Origin of the sequence: Vibrio rhodolitus, assembly GCF_003350325.1 — a bacterium.
In the GTDB taxonomy this organism is placed as follows: domain Bacteria; phylum Pseudomonadota; class Gammaproteobacteria; order Enterobacterales; family Vibrionaceae; genus Vibrio; species Vibrio rhodolitus.
The window spans coordinates 442,423-460,880 of record NZ_QLYZ01000001.1 but is presented as its reverse complement, the minus strand read 5'-3'; the positions used below and the strand labels follow the sequence as shown (position 1 = coordinate 460,880).

17 protein-coding genes and 1 pseudogene are annotated in these 18,458 nt (G+C 41.6%); 12 read left to right on the top strand and 6 right to left on the bottom strand.

Features of this window, described 5'->3' with window-relative positions:
* The first annotated feature begins 268 nt into the window (after positions 1-268).
* The gene (locus tag DPF93_RS02060; RefSeq protein ID WP_114764542.1) at positions 269-1,315 is read left to right on the top strand and encodes a hypothetical protein; all 1,047 of its coding nucleotides are present in this window, start codon (positions 269-271) and stop codon (positions 1,313-1,315) included.
* Positions 1,316-1,655: 340 nt separating this feature from the next.
* Here DPF93_RS02060 and DPF93_RS02050 read toward each other — a convergent pair whose 3' ends face one another.
* Positions 1,656-2,666: an IS110 family RNA-guided transposase gene (locus DPF93_RS02050; protein ID WP_114764540.1), complete on the bottom strand. Its 1,011-nt coding sequence runs from the start codon at positions 2,664-2,666 to the stop codon at positions 1,656-1,658.
* Between the two features lie 129 nt (positions 2,667-2,795).
* Between DPF93_RS02050 and DPF93_RS02045 the strand changes: the two genes are divergently transcribed.
* From DPF93_RS02045 to DPF93_RS02035, 3 genes are all read left to right on the top strand, one after another.
* On the top strand, positions 2,796-3,284 hold the full coding sequence (locus tag DPF93_RS02045; protein ID WP_244204657.1) for an SDR family NAD(P)-dependent oxidoreductase: 489 nt from the start codon (positions 2,796-2,798) through the stop codon (positions 3,282-3,284).
* Between the two features lie 30 nt (positions 3,285-3,314).
* Entirely contained in the window at positions 3,315-3,479 is a 165-nt protein-coding gene (locus DPF93_RS21440) for a Rossmann-fold NAD(P)-binding domain-containing protein (protein WP_244204656.1), read from the top strand.
* 155 nt (positions 3,480-3,634) lie between these two features.
* Entirely contained in the window at positions 3,635-4,096 is a 462-nt protein-coding gene (locus DPF93_RS02035) for a RidA family protein (protein WP_114764538.1), read from the top strand.
* Between the two features lie 249 nt (positions 4,097-4,345).
* Here the strand turns inward: DPF93_RS02035 and DPF93_RS02030 are convergent.
* Positions 4,346-4,549, bottom strand: a pseudogene (locus DPF93_RS02030) (IS110 family transposase); the annotation flags it as partial.
* 765 nt (positions 4,550-5,314) lie between these two features.
* Here DPF93_RS02030 and DPF93_RS02025 point away from each other — a divergent pair.
* From DPF93_RS02025 to DPF93_RS02015, 3 genes are all read left to right on the top strand, one after another.
* Positions 5,315-6,100, top strand: coding sequence for a nuclease-related domain-containing protein (locus DPF93_RS02025; RefSeq protein WP_114764537.1), 786 nt, complete (start codon positions 5,315-5,317; stop codon positions 6,098-6,100).
* A 120-nt stretch (positions 6,101-6,220) separates the two neighbouring features.
* A complete protein-coding gene (locus DPF93_RS02020) occupies positions 6,221-6,667 on the top strand; it encodes a GNAT family N-acetyltransferase (RefSeq protein ID WP_114764536.1) in 447 nt (148 codons plus the stop codon).
* 139 nt (positions 6,668-6,806) lie between these two features.
* Positions 6,807-7,259: a GNAT family N-acetyltransferase gene (locus DPF93_RS02015; protein WP_114764535.1), complete on the top strand. Its 453-nt coding sequence runs from the start codon at positions 6,807-6,809 to the stop codon at positions 7,257-7,259.
* Positions 7,260-7,475: 216 nt separating this feature from the next.
* On the opposite strand, the gene DPF93_RS02010 is transcribed toward DPF93_RS02015, so the two are convergent.
* The gene (locus DPF93_RS02010) at positions 7,476-7,922 is read right to left on the bottom strand and encodes a DUF417 family protein (RefSeq protein ID WP_114764534.1); all 447 of its coding nucleotides are present in this window, start codon (positions 7,920-7,922) and stop codon (positions 7,476-7,478) included.
* A 110-nt stretch (positions 7,923-8,032) separates the two neighbouring features.
* On the opposite strand from DPF93_RS02010, the gene DPF93_RS02005 reads away from it, so the two are divergent.
* The 3 genes from DPF93_RS02005 to DPF93_RS01995 all read left to right on the top strand — a co-directional run bounded on the left by DPF93_RS02005 (position 8,033) and on the right by DPF93_RS01995 (position 9,663).
* Positions 8,033-8,668 carry an HAD family hydrolase gene (locus DPF93_RS02005; protein ID WP_114764533.1) on the top strand — a complete coding sequence of 212 codons (636 nt, stop codon included), beginning with the start codon at positions 8,033-8,035 and terminating at the stop codon, positions 8,666-8,668.
* A gap of 90 nt (positions 8,669-8,758) precedes the next feature.
* The gene (locus DPF93_RS02000) at positions 8,759-9,163 is read left to right on the top strand and encodes a GNAT family N-acetyltransferase (RefSeq protein WP_114764532.1); all 405 of its coding nucleotides are present in this window, start codon (positions 8,759-8,761) and stop codon (positions 9,161-9,163) included.
* Positions 9,164-9,291: 128 nt separating this feature from the next.
* On the top strand, positions 9,292-9,663 hold the full coding sequence (locus tag DPF93_RS01995; RefSeq protein ID WP_114764531.1) for a RidA family protein: 372 nt from the start codon (positions 9,292-9,294) through the stop codon (positions 9,661-9,663).
* 121 nt (positions 9,664-9,784) lie between these two features.
* On the opposite strand, the gene DPF93_RS01990 is transcribed toward DPF93_RS01995, so the two are convergent.
* From DPF93_RS01990 to DPF93_RS01980, 3 genes are all read right to left on the bottom strand, one after another.
* Positions 9,785-11,899, bottom strand: coding sequence for a TonB-dependent siderophore receptor (locus DPF93_RS01990; RefSeq protein WP_114764530.1), 2,115 nt, complete (start codon positions 11,897-11,899; stop codon positions 9,785-9,787).
* A gap of 331 nt (positions 11,900-12,230) precedes the next feature.
* Positions 12,231-13,271: a GGDEF domain-containing protein gene (locus DPF93_RS01985; RefSeq protein WP_341866780.1), complete on the bottom strand. Its 1,041-nt coding sequence runs from the start codon at positions 13,269-13,271 to the stop codon at positions 12,231-12,233.
* A 268-nt stretch (positions 13,272-13,539) separates the two neighbouring features.
* The gene (locus DPF93_RS01980) at positions 13,540-15,933 is read right to left on the bottom strand and encodes a bifunctional diguanylate cyclase/phosphodiesterase (protein ID WP_164675283.1); all 2,394 of its coding nucleotides are present in this window, start codon (positions 15,931-15,933) and stop codon (positions 13,540-13,542) included.
* A 474-nt stretch (positions 15,934-16,407) separates the two neighbouring features.
* Between DPF93_RS01980 and DPF93_RS01975 the strand changes: the two genes are divergently transcribed.
* Both DPF93_RS01975 and DPF93_RS01970 read left to right on the top strand, forming a co-directional pair.
* A complete protein-coding gene (locus DPF93_RS01975; RefSeq protein ID WP_114764528.1) occupies positions 16,408-17,319 on the top strand; it encodes an ROK family protein in 912 nt (303 codons plus the stop codon).
* 207 nt (positions 17,320-17,526) lie between these two features.
* A complete protein-coding gene (locus DPF93_RS01970) occupies positions 17,527-18,393 on the top strand; it encodes a pirin family protein (RefSeq protein ID WP_114764527.1) in 867 nt (288 codons plus the stop codon).
* Positions 18,394-18,458 lie beyond the last annotated feature (65 nt).

Here is an 18,458-nt window from a genome sequence, read left to right as displayed (position 1 = left end):
ACCATCGAGTACCGTTTTAGTTGCAAGCATCAGAGATCTAAGTCGTTTTTTGTGAATGTTTGGGCACTGGTTTTCGATAGTTTGCTGTAGAATTTGAACATCGCGCATCGTTAGGAATTCCTATTAAATCCATTTAATCAGGTGTGTTTTTGGCGAAATTCATTAGATCAGAATGAGCGATGTGCGTCTACTCATTGTTTTATATGGAAATTATGAGGGGATTCTTAAGAACAGGGCGTTAGCCCTCTTTATTTAATAGGAAGCATAATTGGTAACAAAAATAACCAGAAATCCGGAAAAATTTGATTCATTTGAGTTGTACACTAAGTTGTGTGCTCAAAATGCCTTGGATATAAATGATACTAGTTCGGTTGAGCAAGTATTGGAAAGGATGAAAGCTGCTTTAACTGAAAATCATAAGAATCTAAACTTAGTTTTTGGTAAACGCGTTGAATCTATGTTTGCCGTTGTCGCTGTTTCGTTAGGCAAATGCTGCCTAATTAAGCAAGAAGATGGTGGTGAGGCATATTGTAATGAAAATATAACGATTCCTGATTATCGTATTGTTCTAGATAATGATAAGTCGTCTTTTCTAGTAGAGGTAAAAAATTATCATAGAGAACCCTTCCATCATAAGTTCTCGTTTACTAGAAAGTACTTTGAGTCGGTATTAAAGTACGCCTCGTTGGTAAACTGTCCTGTAAAGTTCGCAATCTATTATTCGAAAATGAATATGTGGGTTCTTCTATCACCTGATAGTTTTGAGCTGAATAAAGGGCGCTATATTATCGACTTACCAGAAGCTCTGAAGAAAAATGAAATGCTCGTACTAGGTGACGAGTGGCTATCTACTACACCACCGATTGATATTTACGTAGTAGCTGACCCATCTAAACCAGCTCATTACAATGAAAAAAATGGTGAGACCAACTTCACCATAAAAAATGTCTTGTGCTATTGCGCTGGTAATTTAGTGACGAGCAAAGAGGAGAAGAAGTTAGCAAATTTCTTTGCTATGCATAGTTTTTGGTCTGAGACAGAGGTGCTTCCAGTAGTCGTTGAGGAAGACAGACTCATTGGGATTAAGTATAGGTTTGAACCTGAAGGAGAATATTCCACAAATGGTTTTGATCCTTTGGGTTATGTCAGTTCTATGATTTCATCGATGTACAAAGCCGCTACGGAAGACAACGGAAAAGTCATTGGTGTAGAAACAAGTCGAGAAGCAAAAAGTTTCTCTATTTTTATCCCAGAAGATTATAAAAGTAGTGTGTTACCGCTTTGGCGCTTTAGAGTCGAAGCTAACAAGGGCTAACAATCTGTTTAAGAGTGATTCGCAACGCGTGGCATTTTTACTATGCGTTGTGTTTAATGTTTAAGGTGGTATGCGGGAGCTTAGGTATTGCGTTGCTCACATATATGGTCTCCCCCTGTTTTGCAAGTCAGCAGTGTGATTAAAAGTGCAGGTTAACTACCATATATACGGCCTGTTTTTGTGGCTATTGCCTTGACCAAGATGAGGCAGTCGAACACGAAGTCCTAATCACCTTATCGACTTTAAAAGCCAGCGTGAGCACAAGGTTTTCAACGTGTAGGATTTATCCTGTTATTCATCTCACTACGTACTTTGCAAAGGGTTGGTGGTGCATGGTGTTTTATACTGGTTGATACTCTTCGTTTTTGGCGATGACAGCCCAAGCGATCCGCATGAGTTTGTTTGCGAGTGCGACCGCAGCGCGGTTGGCACCTCGTCGCTCTTGCAACTCAAGCATCCATTTACTGAGTTTGTCGGACTTGAACTTGGCTCGTCTTAAAGCAGCTCTAGCACCATGAACCAGTAATGAGCGAATGTAAGTATAGCCTCGCTTGGAAATACCGAGAAGAATGACATTGCCCCCTGTGGTATCTTGCTTTGGAATGAGTCCCATCGCAGCAGAAGCATCTCGCCCAGTTTTAAATTGCTGTCCAGTGCCGAGCCATACGGCGACAGCTTGGCTAGTGAGTGGTCCAAAGCCAGGAATAGACATCAGTCTTTTGGCATTATCAAATTGTTTAACGGTTTGGCTGAGTTTCTCTTCAAACCATTGGATCTGTTCATCGATATATAAAGAGCGTTCATATTGACGTGATAGAAGTTCACGCAATATTGGCGAGAGTTGGTTTTCCACCTCTTCCAATATTTCGGGAATAGCTTGCCTAAAAGAGGCTTTTCCCTTGGGAACAATGATGCCGTACTCAGCAATCAATCCTCGAACTTGATTAATCAAACGGGTTCTTTCGGTAACACATAGTCTGCGCATTCGAATTAATGATTGAATGTCTTGTTGTTCGATGGACTTGTGTGGGACGGGGTGGGCGCGTTGATAGAGTGCAAGTTCAGCAATCGCTTCTGCATCGTTATAGTCATTTTTCTGCTTTCGGCGCTGATTTTTGACATGTTGAGGAGGGTATAGCAGAACATCATGCCCAAATTTTTCATACTCACGAGCCCAATAGTGCGCACCAGAACACGCTTCCATTGCGATGATACATGGAGTTTGATTTTCGACGTAGTTAAGCAGTTTACTTCGTTGAAGTTTTTTACGGCTGAGGTTCTTTCCTTTATGATTAATTTCAAAAAGAAAGAAGATATTTTTTGCTAAGTCGATGCCGATGATTTTATGCATGAGTCATGCTCTTCTCCTTTTGCTTTTGGACCTGAACACTCCAAGCATGGCTGATGGTCATGTGAAGTGGTAGGGGGAGACCATCTCATCACCTTAACAGGGCGTTATACGAATAAGGAAATTCAGCAAATGGAAACAGTCTTAATCACTGGAGCTTCAAGAGGTATTGGACTTGAACTAACTCGCCAGTTTTTAGCTTTAGGTTATAATGTCATCTCGACTTATCGTGGTCAGCCTTCAGTGCAGTTAAAAAGCATGCTTGTTAATAATTCGCTGACATTGCATGAACTAGAGGTCACTGATGAAGCGTCAGTAGCTAATTTAGCCTCTAAGCTATCTAATGTTCAGTTAGACATACTTATCAATAATGCGGGTGTTATTGGTTCAGACGAGCAATCCATGGAGGCTATCGACTCAAAAGAATGGCTCAACACCTTTGCCGTGAACTCAATCGCACCTCTTATGGTGAGCCGAGCTCTTTTAGGGCTTCTCGAAACTAGTACTAACCCTCGTATTATTACCATCTCAAGCCAAATGGGGGCATTAAACCGAGAAAGCTACGGTATGTATGCGTATCGTAGCTCAAAAGCAGCGGTTAATAAGGTAATGCAAGTGTAGGCATTGGAGCTGAAGCCAAAAGGAATTGTTGTGTGCCCGATTCATCCAGGCTGGGTTAAAACGGACATGGGTGGCAAAGATGCAGACATTACTGTTGAGGAAAGTGCGTCAGGTATTATTAAACTTGCTCGTAACCTTACTACAGAACAAAGCGGTAAGTTCTTAACATGGCAGGGTACGGAACACGTCTGGTAAAATTCGTATAACAAACTGCTCAAAAGGGATTCGCAACGCGTGGCATTTTTACTATACGCTGAATTTAGTGATTAAGGTGGTGTGCGAGAGCATCGGTATTGCGTTTCTCCCCCCTTTAGTAGAGCGTTGTATTTTTGTTCAATCATGGAGGATAAATGAACATCGAACAGAGACTATCAGAACTTGGATTAGAGTTACCTCAAGCAAGCGACCCTCAAGGTAGTTACTGTAATTGTGTGAGAACCGGCAACTTACTTTATGTTTCAGGTAAAGGACCAGTGGCTGGCTTAAGCAAAGTACCGAAAGGTAAGCTAGGTCAAGAATACACAACAGCAGAAGGTTACGTTTTTGCTAAAGCTACAGGCTTAGATATTTTGGCAGCGGTTAAACTCGAATTAGGTTCATTAGACAAAGTCGCCCGCGTTGTAAAGCTTCAAGGCTTCGTTAATGCTACGAGTGATTTTGAACAACATCCTAAAGTATTGGATGGGTGCTCTGATTTAATGGCGGACGTGTTTGGCGAAAAGGGCGTTCACGCACGCTCAGTTTTTGGAGCAATGTCCGTAAGGGGTAATTTACCTATCATCATTGACTCCATATTTGAAATCGCAGACTGAATATAACACATATGAGCCTTCTGCCTGTCAATAGGCAATAACATCCTGTTGGCTGCGAGAGCAGCCAATGCTTTTCGAACAACAAAGTTATCTACTTCGCTTTGTTATTTCGGTCATTGAGCATTGCTTACGACAAACACATACTGAGGATCCCTTATTGCGGTCTCGCCACTGCCTATGACTTCTCATAGGTTCACTAGACACTTATTGGTTAACCCCAGAAGGCGCTATTCAAAAAATGGTGAAACATTTGCGTAATGTTCTTGCCCAATAATGTGCAGCACCACACGCTTCAACACCTATTCGCATAGGTGGAATATTTGCTATTGTAGTCAGTAGTTTAGAGCGAGTGACTGATTTATGAAGTAAAACTTTGTCATACTGGTCAACAGCATGAATGCTGAAGTGGTTTTTAGCTAAATCAATCCCGCAGAAATAAGAGTAATCAGACATGGTGCCTCCGGTGCAAATGTGTACCACTTAAGTGTGGCAGTTCCTCGGGAGGGGGAATCCATGTCATTCGTTAACTGGCTTTGGGGTCTATGCGAAAAATAACAATTGATGGAATCGAAGTTACGATCGAGAACCATACATATAAGACGAGGTACTGTAGGCTCGTCATATTTGTAGTTTTTTTGCTTGTGTATGGGCGACTAATATATAGCGATGAGCCCACCTTAGGCTACGTTGTGGTTGTTCCTGTATTGTTGCTATTGTTCCAAGAGCTATATCGAATGATGTTTAATCCCATCTTGCTATCTATTCTTTATGAGGGTATTTATCATCATAAAGGAGGTTTTATACCATGGAGTGACGTTTGTACTATTGACTGTTATTCCAATCGAAACAAGGGGTTATGTATAACTACAACTAAGGCGAGATTAAGTTATAGACGTTTCTTACACTTAAAGTTCTTCGAGTCGACAAATAATTTAACTAGGTTCGACATGTCGTTTTCTGAATGCAATGTTAGAGAAGCATGCAACAGAGCAAGAATTATGCACGCATGGTATGAAGCGAATCATACAGCTAGCTAACAAGAGACTATGGCGTCAATTTAGTTGTAGCTAAAAGAGTTTCAATTTACCCGATTTGAATGCTGATTAGCCATATGAGCCATTTAAACGGACAAGCAACGATCAGCTTTTTCATTTCGTTCAACATGTTAGCGAACAATTTTTTGCCGATCAATGTAATGTATTTGAATAGGGAAAATCCGTGAATATTTTTGAAGTATTTTTTAATGCTCTTGAGCAAGTTTGGTATCTAGTGCCTCTATTGCTCATTGTGAGCGTTTTCAAAAGTAGGTGGTTCAAAGGGGTATTCGGTGAGTTTCTCGTTAATCGTCTTTTGTCCAAATTACCAGAGTCTGATTACACGCTAATAAAAGACGTAACGTTGCCGACTAGCGATGGCACAACTCAAGTCGACCATATTGTGGTCTCTAGATTTGGCATCTTTGTCGTTGAAACTAAAAATATGAAAGGTTGGATATTTGGATCGGCTCACCAGAAGCAGTGGACACAAAAGATATATCGTCATTCCTCTAAATTTCAAAACCCGCTGCATCAGAATTACAAGCATATAAAAACGTTGGAAACCTTGCTAGGCTGCAGTGAAGAACACTTACATTCAGTAATTGTTTTCATCGGTGATAGTACCTTTAAAACTGAAATGCCCCCAAACGTTACCTATGCGCGAGGATGTATTCAATATATCCAGCAATTTAACGAGGTCGTGTTCTCCGATAATGATTATGCTGGGCTAATTGAGTTAATAAACCAGATAAAGTTAAAGCGTGGAGTCATTACGGACTTAAAGCACCGTAAACATGTTAAAGAGATTGTCGAATCTAAAGCTAGCTCAAATCAGTGCCCCCGTTGCGGCTCAGAAATGGTGTTACGTGAAACCAAGCGTGGTGAAAATATCGGTAAACAGTTTTGGGGTTGCTCAAGCTTTCCAAAGTGTAGAGCGGTGAAACACTTCAACAAACAGACTGTTTAAGAGACTTATAACGTTCGGCATTTTTTATTTGAATTGGTTGAAGTGTTTACGGCACAATGCTTTAGGTAGGTGGTAGCGTTGCTAACCACTGAATAAGGTGTTATGGGCTAAGGAAGGAACATGGAAATCGAACAAGTAAATAATCAAGATATCAGTGCATTAGTGGAGCTTATCTCTAATGTGGCAAGCTCAAATATTCTTCCGAGTTTAAGTGAAGAGGGGCGTAAATCTTTCATTTCTAGCATACATCCTGATGTTGAAACGGCGCTTGATTTGACTCGTTTTCAAAGCTTTAAAGTAACGACTGATAACGAGATTATTGGCTTTGGTGCAATTCGAGACAGTGATTATATTACGCACTTATTCATTGATACTCGCTCTCAGAAAAGTGGTGTTGGGAAAAGATTGTTGCATCACCTTCTGTCCCGATCTTCAGCTAAAGAGGTTGGTTTGAAATCTTCGGTAAATGCAGTTGGCTTTTACGAATCACAAGGTTTTACCGTTACAGACACAGAGCAAAGTGTAAAAGGCATTAGGTATGTTCCGATGTCTTGGTTACGCACATAACAAACAATTGAAGCAGATTCGCAACGCTTGGCATTTTCGTTTGAATCTACATTAGTGTTAAAGCACAGTGGCTTAGGTAAGGTGGCAGCGTTGAACACTACTTAATTGTCTGTGATGTTTTCGGAGGGAAATTGTCAGAATGAGCATCGAGTTAAGAAGAATTGGTCATGATAATTTCTATGAAATCTGCCAATTACAAGTTGCTAAAAATCAATTAAATCATGTTGATAGCAATGCGATTTCATTGGCTGAAGCGAACTTTATGGATTTTCCTTGGTTTCGTGGCATCTATGTTGAAGATAAGCCAGTCGGTTTCATCTTAGTAAACGCAGATATTTCCGCAGATAAATTTTTCCTTTGGCGATTCATGCTAGGTGAGAGACTCCAATCAAAAGGTTATGGCCGTAAAGCCATTGAGTTGCTGAGTTCAGAGTTGATTGAGGAATTTGGGGCATCGACCCTTTATACAAGTGTTGTGGATAGCAATAAAGGTCCAAAAGGTTTCTACTTAAGTTGTGGTTTTATGCCTACAGGAAATTTAGTTGCAGGTAGGGAAGTAGAGTTAAGCAAAACTCTTGGACCGCAAACATAATAAGAGCCATTAGTATAAACAGTTAATGTTTTGCGCTATCTTTATCCCATATAACAGCGACTCTAGGCATTGAATTTAGTATAACAACCATATTTTTGTGCAGGCAATGATAGGCGCTATTTTAGGTATATCTACCGCAAGTAATCAATTATATATGGCTTGGTGATAGACCACAGGAGCCTACTTCAGAGAAGTTCTGTTTCGGCTCGATATTTGTTACGAAATAGGTTTATTTCGTTCGATAACGCTCACTGATATCGCGAGAAACAAAATGTCTTTGACTAAGAAGAAGTTAGTAACGGGCACTCCGTCAGAAATTTTCCATGTATTTGGCGTAGTAAGAAGAAAACTCAATGTAGTAACAAAAATAATTGCAGCGGCAATACCAGAAAGGTAGGCTATTTTTGTATTTTTAATGCCAACGAGAAGCCCAATAGCAACAACAATTTCTGTTGCACCAATAATGTTTGATACGGCTTGAACAGATATGAAATTATATAACCAACCCATGGCGAAATGATTTTCAACTAGTGGTTTAATGAGTAGGGCTTCAGTAGGTGTGAATTTGTAGATTCCAATCCAAGCTAGTACCAATGAAACGCCCACAACACCAATAAGATACCCAATGTTGTCATTTCTAGAGTGATTTTTTACAGCATGCATAAATTATATTCCTCATAGTTAGCATGCAGGAGAAGACCGAGAGACGAATACAAAAATTTCATCGAGAACAGTTACCTAACAAAGGATTGTTAAAGCTTAAAGGGAATTATATGAAACATGTCATGCTAGATGTTGATGGAACGCTGATTCAGTCGTACGAATTTGACGAACAGTGCTTTATTGATGCGGTATATGAAACAACGGGTCTAAAAATTTTAAATGATTGGCACAACTATCCAAATGTCACTGATAGAGGAATACTAAAAACTTTCATTGAGCGACAAGCTCCTCAATATTCAATTGAGGAGCTAGAAAACATAGTTAAACCCGTCTTTGTCAAAAATATTCAAAACTCGATAAATCGCGAACCGGCACAAGAGGTTCCTGGTGCCAAGGGCTTCGTATCGCACCTTTTAAGTAGCAATCTGCATCTTGTATCTATTGCTACGGGTGGCTGGGGGGAAACCGCAAAAATAAAACTGGCATCAGCGGGCTTTGAAATAGATCAGTTACCGATTGCTTCTTCAAATGATCATTACTCACGTATTGAAATCATGAATTTGGCGAAGTCTAAAGCCGATTTAACCCTGAAAATGCCAATTACATATTTTGGTGATGCAGAATGGGATGTTCGTGCATGTGAAGAACTTGGTGTGAATCTAGTGATAGTTGGTGAGCGTGTGGAACATCGTCAAAGTATTCCAAATTTTAACTCATTGGAGCAAGCGTTGTATTTTGTTAAATGAGTTCCATTTGTCGGTCGTATAACAAATGGTGTATAGCGATATTGGTTGCATTGCTTAGTGGGTAAATACGCACAATATTTTAAGGAAGACATGATACATATTAAGGACAGTTATAGGATCAGTGACAATCGTGATGAAGTTCAACTAGATCAAGTTGAATCTCTATTGCGCTCTTCTTACTGGGCTCGCGAAAGAAGTATTGAAACAATCAAAGTTTCAATATCCCATAGCGTTTGCTTTTCATTGTTTGTAGATGAGCATCAGATTGGTTTTGCTCGAGTGGTTACGGACTTTGCTTCTGTAGCCTATCTTGCAGATCTTATTATTCACCAAGATTATCGCGGTCAAGGGCTTGGTAAGTGGTTAGTGCAGACAATCGTTGATGATCCTCGTTGGGTATCAAAGTTCCAGTTTTTGGTCACCGACGATGCTCACAGCCTTTATGGAAAATTTGGTTTTTCTGGTAGTAGCAAGCTAATGGCTACCCAAGTTTAACGAATCGTTTAATAGAGAAGCGCAGCGCTTGGTGTCTATTCTGTTTTGCGTTTGTTTTGACAAGATATCTGCAGGATAAAGGCAGTGAATATGGTCTTATTAGCAGATGTCGTTTAGGGAGATATAAAATGGTTGAACGAATTACGTATGAAAGCCTACCTCAAATTGCTGGTCCTTACGTTCATGCGACAAAGCATAGCAACACGCTGTATCTTTCAGGGCTAACCGCATATGGGACAGCGTCGCAGGCGCTTGATTTGACAGAGCAGAGCAAAGAAATTCTTGAACAGATCTCAGAGGTGCTGAGGTTGGAGAGTCGTTCAAAAAGTGATTTGGTCAAACTCACCATTTTTGTGCGCGATATTTCAATGTTAGCTAGTATTCGAGAGCTGCTATTTGATTTCTATGACGGTCATCTACCAGCTTGTTCTTTAGTTGAAGTGTCTAAGCTCATCCATCCAGATTTACTCGTTGAAATCGAGGCAGTAGTAGCGTTGTAATCAAGGCATAACACGCGAGCGTATTCGCAAACAGCAACACGGAGTTACGCAACTACGCAGCAGATATAAAAAAACACCGCCCGAAGTAGGGCGGTGTTGGTATTTAGTGTTTCAACTGGTTTTAGAATGTTGCATTCACAGAGAACTTGAAGCGACGCTCATTACCGTAGTGAACATCAGTAAGAACACCTGTATTTCCAACTACGCTACCACCTGTACCTGCTACATATTCAGTATCGAATAGGTTTTCGATATTGAAACGGAAATCCCAATCAACATAGTCACTCTTGATTGAGTGCGATGCCCCAGTATCAACACGGATGTAGTCATCCAATTTAACTGTGTTAGCGTTGTCTGCCCAGCGCTCACCTTGGTAGAACAAGCCAATATTGAAAGCAGTCGATTCTGTCATAGAGTAGCGAGTCCATGCTGAACCAGACCACTCAGGAACGTTAGCTGGTGCTTTATCTTGGTAGTCATGATGCTTATCAAAGTTTGCATCCAAGTACATACCAGACATCATCACGAACCATTTATCAGAGATTTGACCTTGAGCACCAAACTCAGTACCGATATGACGTTGAATACCGCCCTGAGTAGTAATTTTTCCTTCAGTTATACTGATGTTGCGTTTTTCAATATCAAACACAGCGGCAGTTAGAAGTAGGCGGCTATCCATTAGCTCCCACTTAGTACCCAATTCGTATTGTGTACTTTCTTCTGGTTGGCGCTCGGTAATTGAACCATCACCATTTACGACATTGTTTACAGGGGTGAAGCTTTCAGAGTAGTTTGCATAGATACTACCGTTGTGGGCTGGATGATAAATGATGCCCGCTTTTGGTGAGAATGACTCACTATCATGCGCACCTTTATGAACAACACCAGTCTTAGTCACGTTATCTTTAAAGTACATATCATAGCGACCGCCGATTAGCGTTTGCCATTGTTCATTTAAAGTGATCAAATCTTGAACATAGAAACCATAGTAGTGGCTTTCACTCGTCGACGGTTTTGTCGCATTATTGTAGTCTAGCCCTGGGTTGTCTGGGTTTTCTCCTGGATTGACAGGAGTGAGTGTACCTGAAACACGAAGTTGTTTGTAATCGTAAAACTGACCATTTACGCCGAATAGTACTTGATGGTCAACATCAAGCGCCGTAAATTCACCATGCAAATCAGCGTGGAATGCTTGTGTCTTCCATGTATCGTGACGATCAAATGGTTCTATTGTATAACTACCATCAACCGTAGTTTGCGTGGTTGGCGCTGGTAGAGAGTCATAGCGATGACGTTCCATATGTTGTGAGTTGTAGCTTAGGTTTGCACGCCATTGGCTGTTTAGGTAGATATCTAAATCCGCACCCCAGTTTTCCACATCATTATCGATAAATGACCAATTTGCATCACGGATCATGTCGCGATTGCCAATTACATTGCCATTTTTATCTAGCCAAGCACCGGTATCAAGTGGTGCACGATCACTGGTCTTTTCGTAGTTTAAGGAAAGTAGACCCCAGTCCGAAAGATCTGCTTCGATTACACCGTAACCTAAGAAGCGGTCGCGCTCGCGCTCTTCACCTGTAGCGTATGTGCGGCTCTCAACAGAATCTTGTTTAACCAGCACGGTTCGACCACGCAACGTACCAGATTCATTTAACTTACCTGATACATCGATGTGGTGATGGGTGCTGCCCAAATCATCGAAGTTGGTACCGATGTTAACTTGAGGTGCTTCTGTTGGTTTTTTTGAAACCATGTTGATCAAGCCACCAGGAGCTGATTGACCGTAAAGTAGGCTAGACGGTCCTTTGATAACTTCAATACTCTCTAGGGTTTCGATCGGTAGCATGTAGTGAGTAAACAGAGAGTGACCGTTTCTCAAGTAACCGTTGGAAGAAGTTAGTTCAAAGCCACGTAGGTAAAACACTTCGCGGTTCCACTTTTGCGAACCCGCATTCACACTGGCATCATTTTGCAATGCTTCGCCTAAAGTGGTTGCTAGTTGCTCTTCAAGAACAATTTCAGGGATTACGTTAATGGATTGAGCAGTATCTAGCATACTAGTGTCAGTACGCATCGCACCTGTTGCGCTATCAACTTTATAATCATTGAAGCTTTGTGCATGGACAACGATGGTTTCATCTACCTGTGTATTTGCTTCCTGCGCATACACAGCGGAAGTGCTAAGGGCTAGTGCCACTGCACTACAAATGGTTGTGACTTTGAAATTCATTTTAATTTTCTTCCTACTCGGTCGATTCGAGTTACCACTGCTTTTTTCTATTCTAAGAAATGAGAATGTTTTTACGAGCGCAAATATAAATGATAATTGTTGTTATTTACAAGCTATATTTGTAACTATTTTTGTCGTAATTTTTTATCTTGTGGCTTGAGTGCTTGTTATTTAACCAGATGTAAATATTATTGGTAAATCAGACAGATAGTGTTTGGCATTGTTGGTTTATTGTAATTGCTTTATGTAGTGTTTTAGGGTGTTTATGCTGGAGGTGGCGAAGGAGAATTAGGAGAGTAAATGGGGGAGTGGAACGTATATAAGCCGATAATTAGCTAACAATCACTTCATTGTGCGGTGATACCATAACTTGATTTCGACCACTTTGTTTCGCTCTATAAAGCTCGACATCGGCTTTTTGCAACACACTTTCAAGAGAGCTGAAATGGTGGCATTGATAGACACCGATACTTGCCGTCAGACTGATTGCGTGCTCATCTACCACAAATTGATAGCTTTCAATACAACCGCGAATTAACTCAGCTTTGGTCATCGCTGCATGGATTGTGGTGTCATGTAGCGCTATGCAGAACTCTTCACCACCAATGCGGTAAACAAGATGTTCGCTGGTCAAAGAATCGAGCAGGGCAGCGGTTTGTGCTAGTACCTTATCGCCGACATCGTGCCCATATTTGTCGTTAACTTGCTTGAAATAGTCGAGATCAAGAATAAGTAAAGATAAGGGTAACTTCTTGCTTTCTTGTCGATAGCGCTCAAAGTTGTGGATCAGTGCATGACGGTTGTAGACACCAGTTAAGGCATCTCTTGAAGCAAGGTTAGACAGTGAACTCTCTGAGGCACTGCGTTTAACTTCCAGTATATGTAATGTGCTCCAGATCCCTAAATAAGAAAGAATCAAATTGAGCGCAAGTAGTGTTGACGCATCTGTTTGTATTACTGCCGTGGTAGTTAAAACGAGTAAACCAAATACTGAAACCCACTGTCCATGCTTTTTCCCCAAAGCCAAGTAACCAATGATGGGAAATAGGCTCATCCATACATAGACACCTTGAGCAACGGATTCGATGTGTCCCGCCCACGAAACCAATAACACAAAACACCATACATAGATTCTATCGAGCTTTGGGGGATTGCTATTGTGATAAACCTGAAAAGCAACAAACGCTGATAAGACGGTGAACGATATTAGTAGGTAGGAAAAAGGGGATGTGCCGACATCGCCAATAGAAAAGGCTGAAAAGATTAATCCGGCGATAAACAGCAAGGAGCTCAACCCTAAAAGGGTTGCGCGTCTTAGCTGTCTGGAGGGATTAAATATGTCGAACCTCAAATTGGAACCTCGGTATACCACTGATTTAAAAAGAATAGATTCCAATAGTATGTTTTTATGAAATAGGGTCAATAGCAATTGTTAGCGCGGTTCACATATTTGTTAATCAAATTGTACTGCAAATGTAATAAATATAATTAACACCAGTTTTATACGCGACTCTTTGATAGTTTTCCTGATATGGGTATGTGGCTAACGTGATTTCAATCGGATATTTTTGATAGATAAAAAGAAGCCAGTCGTCGATGGCGACTGGCTCGATAGGAAACGCTGTTGGGGGTATAAGTAACTATACAGTTTCCACCACTGCCTCTGACATCAGTTGTTCCATTGGAACGGGTTTAGAATAGAGATAACCCTGAATCGTAAAACAGCCCAATTTTTGCAAAAGCTCTTCTTGGCTACGCTCTTCAACGCCTTCAGCAACAACATGAAGATCGTTGGAGCGAGCGATAGCCACAATGGTTTTGACGATATTGAGGCTCGATTGACTGGTCAGCATATTCGTGATGAATGAACGATCGATTTTGATTTCACTGATTGGCATTGAGTTTAAATAACTCAGCGATGAAAAACCGGTACCAAAATCATCAAGTGAGATACCAAAACCAAGGCGATGAAGCTTCTCTAATGTAGGCTGAATCGCTTTTAAGTCTTCAATAAACACATTCTCTGTCAGTTCAAGAATCACGAGATGTGCGGGCATTTTATGTTTGTCCGCAGTATCGATAACTAACTGAGCAAAATCTGGATGCACCAGTTGTTTGGGAGAAATATTGATAGACACCGTTATAGGTTTTTCAAGCTGCTGGTTTAATTGCTTGGACTCTTTACAGGCGCGATCTAATACGTAGCCACCAAGCTCGATGATGGAATTGTTCTTTTCTGCAATATCGATAAACACGATAGGGGAAACAAAACCAAGCGTTGGGCTTATCCAGCGGCTGAGTGCCTCAATACCTTTTAACTCACCAGTTAGTGAATCAATTTGTGGTTGATAATGAACATCCAACTCTCCGCGCTCTAACGCGGATTTAAATTCATCTTCCAGCAAGAAGTTGTTTTGTAGCTCTTCGCTGATCTTCTGATCAAAGAAGGTTATTTTTCCTTTGCCTTGCTTTTTAGAGCGAGAGAGTACGATATCTGCCTTGGAGACCAAGCTGCGCGGGCTATCGCCATCGGTGGGGTAAAGCGCCACGCCGATAGAAGAGGTCAGCTCGACACTTACGCCTCTTGCATGAAATGGTTCAGATAGACACGCTTGAACACTATTAACTATTTGTTTAGCTTGGGATTCGTCGTCTAGCATTGGTAGACAGAAAACAAATTCATCACCGCCGAAGCGGGCGACGGTGCCTTTATCACCGACAAGACGCAAAAAGCGCTTCGCGACTTGAACCAATAGGTCGTCGCCAACCTCATGACCGTATTTGTCATTAATACGTTTAAATTTGTCGAGGTCAACAAACAGCACCGCAAGTAGTTTATCGTACTTTTTACTGCGATAAATGCCTTTCTTGGCTTCTTCTTCAAGTAACAAGCGGTTTGGCAGCTCAGTAAGTGGATCATGCTGAGCTAAGTAGCGCAGTTGCTCTTTACGTTTTTCTAGCTGAGAAAAGTCCTCTTCAATCCGATCTTGGAAGCGGTTAAAACGTCGCTCTAGATAATTACTCAGCAAAATAGACATGCAGGTCAAAATAAACGCCAATGCGCCGCACAAAATAAGCACTTTGTAGAGTTCAGATTGGTGTTGATCACGAAGCTTAGCGATTTGAGGGGCGATACTGCGCTGAATATCTTCAATATAAACTCCAGAGCCAATCATCCATCCCCATTCTTCATCGAATTTGATGTAGCTAACTTTTTCTGGTTTTTCTAATCCGTTAGGGTGATAAGGGGACTGGTAGGTGACATAGCCAGCGTTTTGATTTTCTTTTTCTAAATGGGTCGATGCCGCTTCTGCAATGCTTTTAAAGTTTGATCCAATAAATACAGAGTCTTTATGTGCCAAGACTTCGCCATTGGTATCGAGTACGAATAGGTAGCCGTTTTCACCATAACGATAATTTGAAATCCAGGCGAGGATATTACGCTGAATAGCTCGTTCGATATTTTCGACATACTCGCCAGAGCCAATCATCCAATCGTAAGGTTCGAAGTAGCGTCCGTAGCCAATTTTCTCAAATTCAGCTTTGCTATCGGGCTTTTGAAACCACCAACGATGGTAGGCGGAGCCATCTTCCGAGCGCTCGAGCATCTCGATGTATTCTTTTAAGAACTGCACACCGCGTGAGTCTGTCATCAGTAGAGCGTGTGCACCCTCATGCTGCGGGCGCGTCGCATGCATGATGCTTGTGCCATCCATAGAATAGATAAAGAAATAGCCGCGACCGTCGTTATAGCGAATGTTACGCAGCGCTTCGGCAATCAGCTTTTTAACTTCTTCTTCCGGCTTATCTTGGTTGGCATTATAGATAGCGGTCGCGACTTGATGAACGCTGTCCACTTGGTATTTAACGAGTGATTTGAGCTGGTCAATGGTTTGGCGACGCTCGTAGCTTATCTGGTTATAGGCACTCTTAACCCGTTGAGCCATGATCTCTTTTTGTCGCTCTAAATTGGTTGCAACCAGGTTTTGCTCGAGTTGCGCAGCGCGTTTATGGCTATCGCTAATAACCACCATTAAAAGCAAACCAACAAAAATAGCGATTAAAAAGAATGGTAAGGTTCTTATTATATTGAGCAGCTTCCGATCCGTCAGCGCGTTCATGACAAATGTTCACTCCTTTTGAACACTCGAATTCTCCCCAATGGAGATGTGTGTATTAAGCAAGTCGCAAAAATGATAAGTGAGATATAACAATTTCACATTGGTGAACGGTGTGCTACATCCTATTAGCAATAACGTTACATTCATCACGGGTATTTTTGATTTATTGCTTCTATATGTGAAATGCTAATAAAAGCAGTCGCTTATTACATATTGATTAATATGCTCATCCGACCAATTGATATTCCGCCCGCAGTTCAAAATGCATGAGCGATAACTCGATTCTCAAATGTAAGAAAGTGCATAAGCGTCATAACGGCTTGAAACTGTCTCGCTCATCACGCAGAGTTAAAAGCAGAATTTGCCCGAACGCCACAGGTTGTAAGCATGTATTTGGTTTTGGATTTTGGTGGAAGTGCCGTCAAAGGGGCGATTATTGATGCCTCTTGTTATCCATCAAAACTTAACATAATCGAGAAATTTTCTTTAAACAGTCAAGCGAGCAACTTATGCCAGTGGTTCTCACTTTTTGATCCCGTTTTCAGCGCTCTTAGCCGTCGACACATGATTGAAGGCATTGCCATTAGTGTATGTGCTGCGGTTGATGTAGAGAGCGGTGAGGTCTTTGGTAGTAGTTTGCTGCGCTACATCTTAGATCAAAATGTTAAACAGGTTTTTGAGCGTCGCTATCAGTTGCCCGTCGAAATTGAAAATGATGCCTGTTGCGCGGCGTTATGTGAGCAGCATTTAGGTGACAATCAACAAACACAGGATCTCTGCCTTGTCGTTATAGGTTCGGGAATTGGTGGTGCGGTGATTAGTGATGGTCAGCTAATCAAAGGACACAATCTATATGCTGGGGAATTTGGTTACGCGATTTTAGGCTTTGAGAATGGAAAGCCTTTGATTGTGTCAGAGCTTGCCTCTACTAGAGGTTTGGTCAAGCAAGTCACAAGTGCGCTAAACATGCCTAAGCATCAATTAGATGGGCTTAAGGTGTTTGATTTATATCATGCAGGTCAAGTGACTGTGGTCGAGACCGTCGAGCGCTGGGCGGGCTATTTAGCAACGGCGCTATTTAACTTGCAGTACACCCTTGATCCAGAGGTGATTGTGTTGGGAGGCGGAATAAGTCAGCAACCAGCGCTCCTGCCGCTAATCAACACTCATCTAGAGCAGTACCAATCATCATTGCCGTTTTGTCATATTATGCGCAATGTAACGGTGTCAAAGTTTGGCAATGACGCCAATCTATTTGGTGCTGTTATTCATTACATACAACGCAAGGACCGCGGGTGAACTCTGGAAAGTATTTGGATATCAAAACCTATACTGGCAAATGACTATGAAAGGCAGAACGTAAAAGATCTTGCTTCAAGCCTCTCATATCGAATGTGCTCAAAACTCTTGTTCGAAAATATTGAATGAGTAGGTCAGTTTGCGCTCGGTTTGTTTGTCGATATTCCTTTTAGACTATACCCATAGTAAAGAAAAAGGAGTGTTGATATGAACCAACAAAAGACATTATTGCAACAGCGCACAGTCGCTCAAGTCATGGAATCAAGAGCAACATCCGATGGTGATGGCGTTAAGATTCGCCGCGTGGCTGGTTTTAACCATAAGGCATTTTCACCTTTTCTTATGATTGACGAGCTGAAGTCTGATGAAAAAGCGGACTATGTTGGTGGCTTTCCTCCTCATCCACATCGCGGTATTGAAACGCTCACTTATATGATGCAAGGGCATTTTCAACACAAAGATCATATGGGTAATGTTGGTGAACTTCGTAGTGGCGGCGCGCAGTGGATGGCAGCCGGTCGAGGCGTAATTCATAGTGAAATGCCAATGATGGATGATGGGCAATTGCATGGCTTTCAGATTTGGATTAACCAACCTGCGCGCGACAAGATGAAGCCAGCGAAATATCAAGATTACCAACCCGAGACCATAACTGAGCTGGAAAGTGAAAATAGTGGTTTGCTTCGCGTCATTTCTGGAAAGCTGCTGGCGAACGAGCAAGCACTTGAAGGACCACTAATGGCGACGGGCGTTGCAACCAGTGTTGCCGATTGGCGAGCGCAAATAGGTGACAGTGTGACGATTAGTCTGCCACGCGAGTTTAACCAGCTGATCTATGTCTATCGTGGCGAGGTAGAAGTTCAAGGTAAGCGGGTAAGCCAAGGGCAAGTTGCACTTATGTCACAAGGCGAAGAAACAAAACTTACCGCACAGAAAGAGACTGGACTGCTGATTTTGTCAGGGCAACCCATTAATGAGCCGGTGGTACATTATGGTCCGTTTGTTATGAACAGCATTGAAGAGATAGAGCAAGCGATTCAGGATTATAACGCCGGACTTTTCTCGACTTACTAGTGGTAAATTTATTAGTCATCAAGTTATGGATGTAAAAAGGTATGGACGTAAAAAAGCTCGGCGTA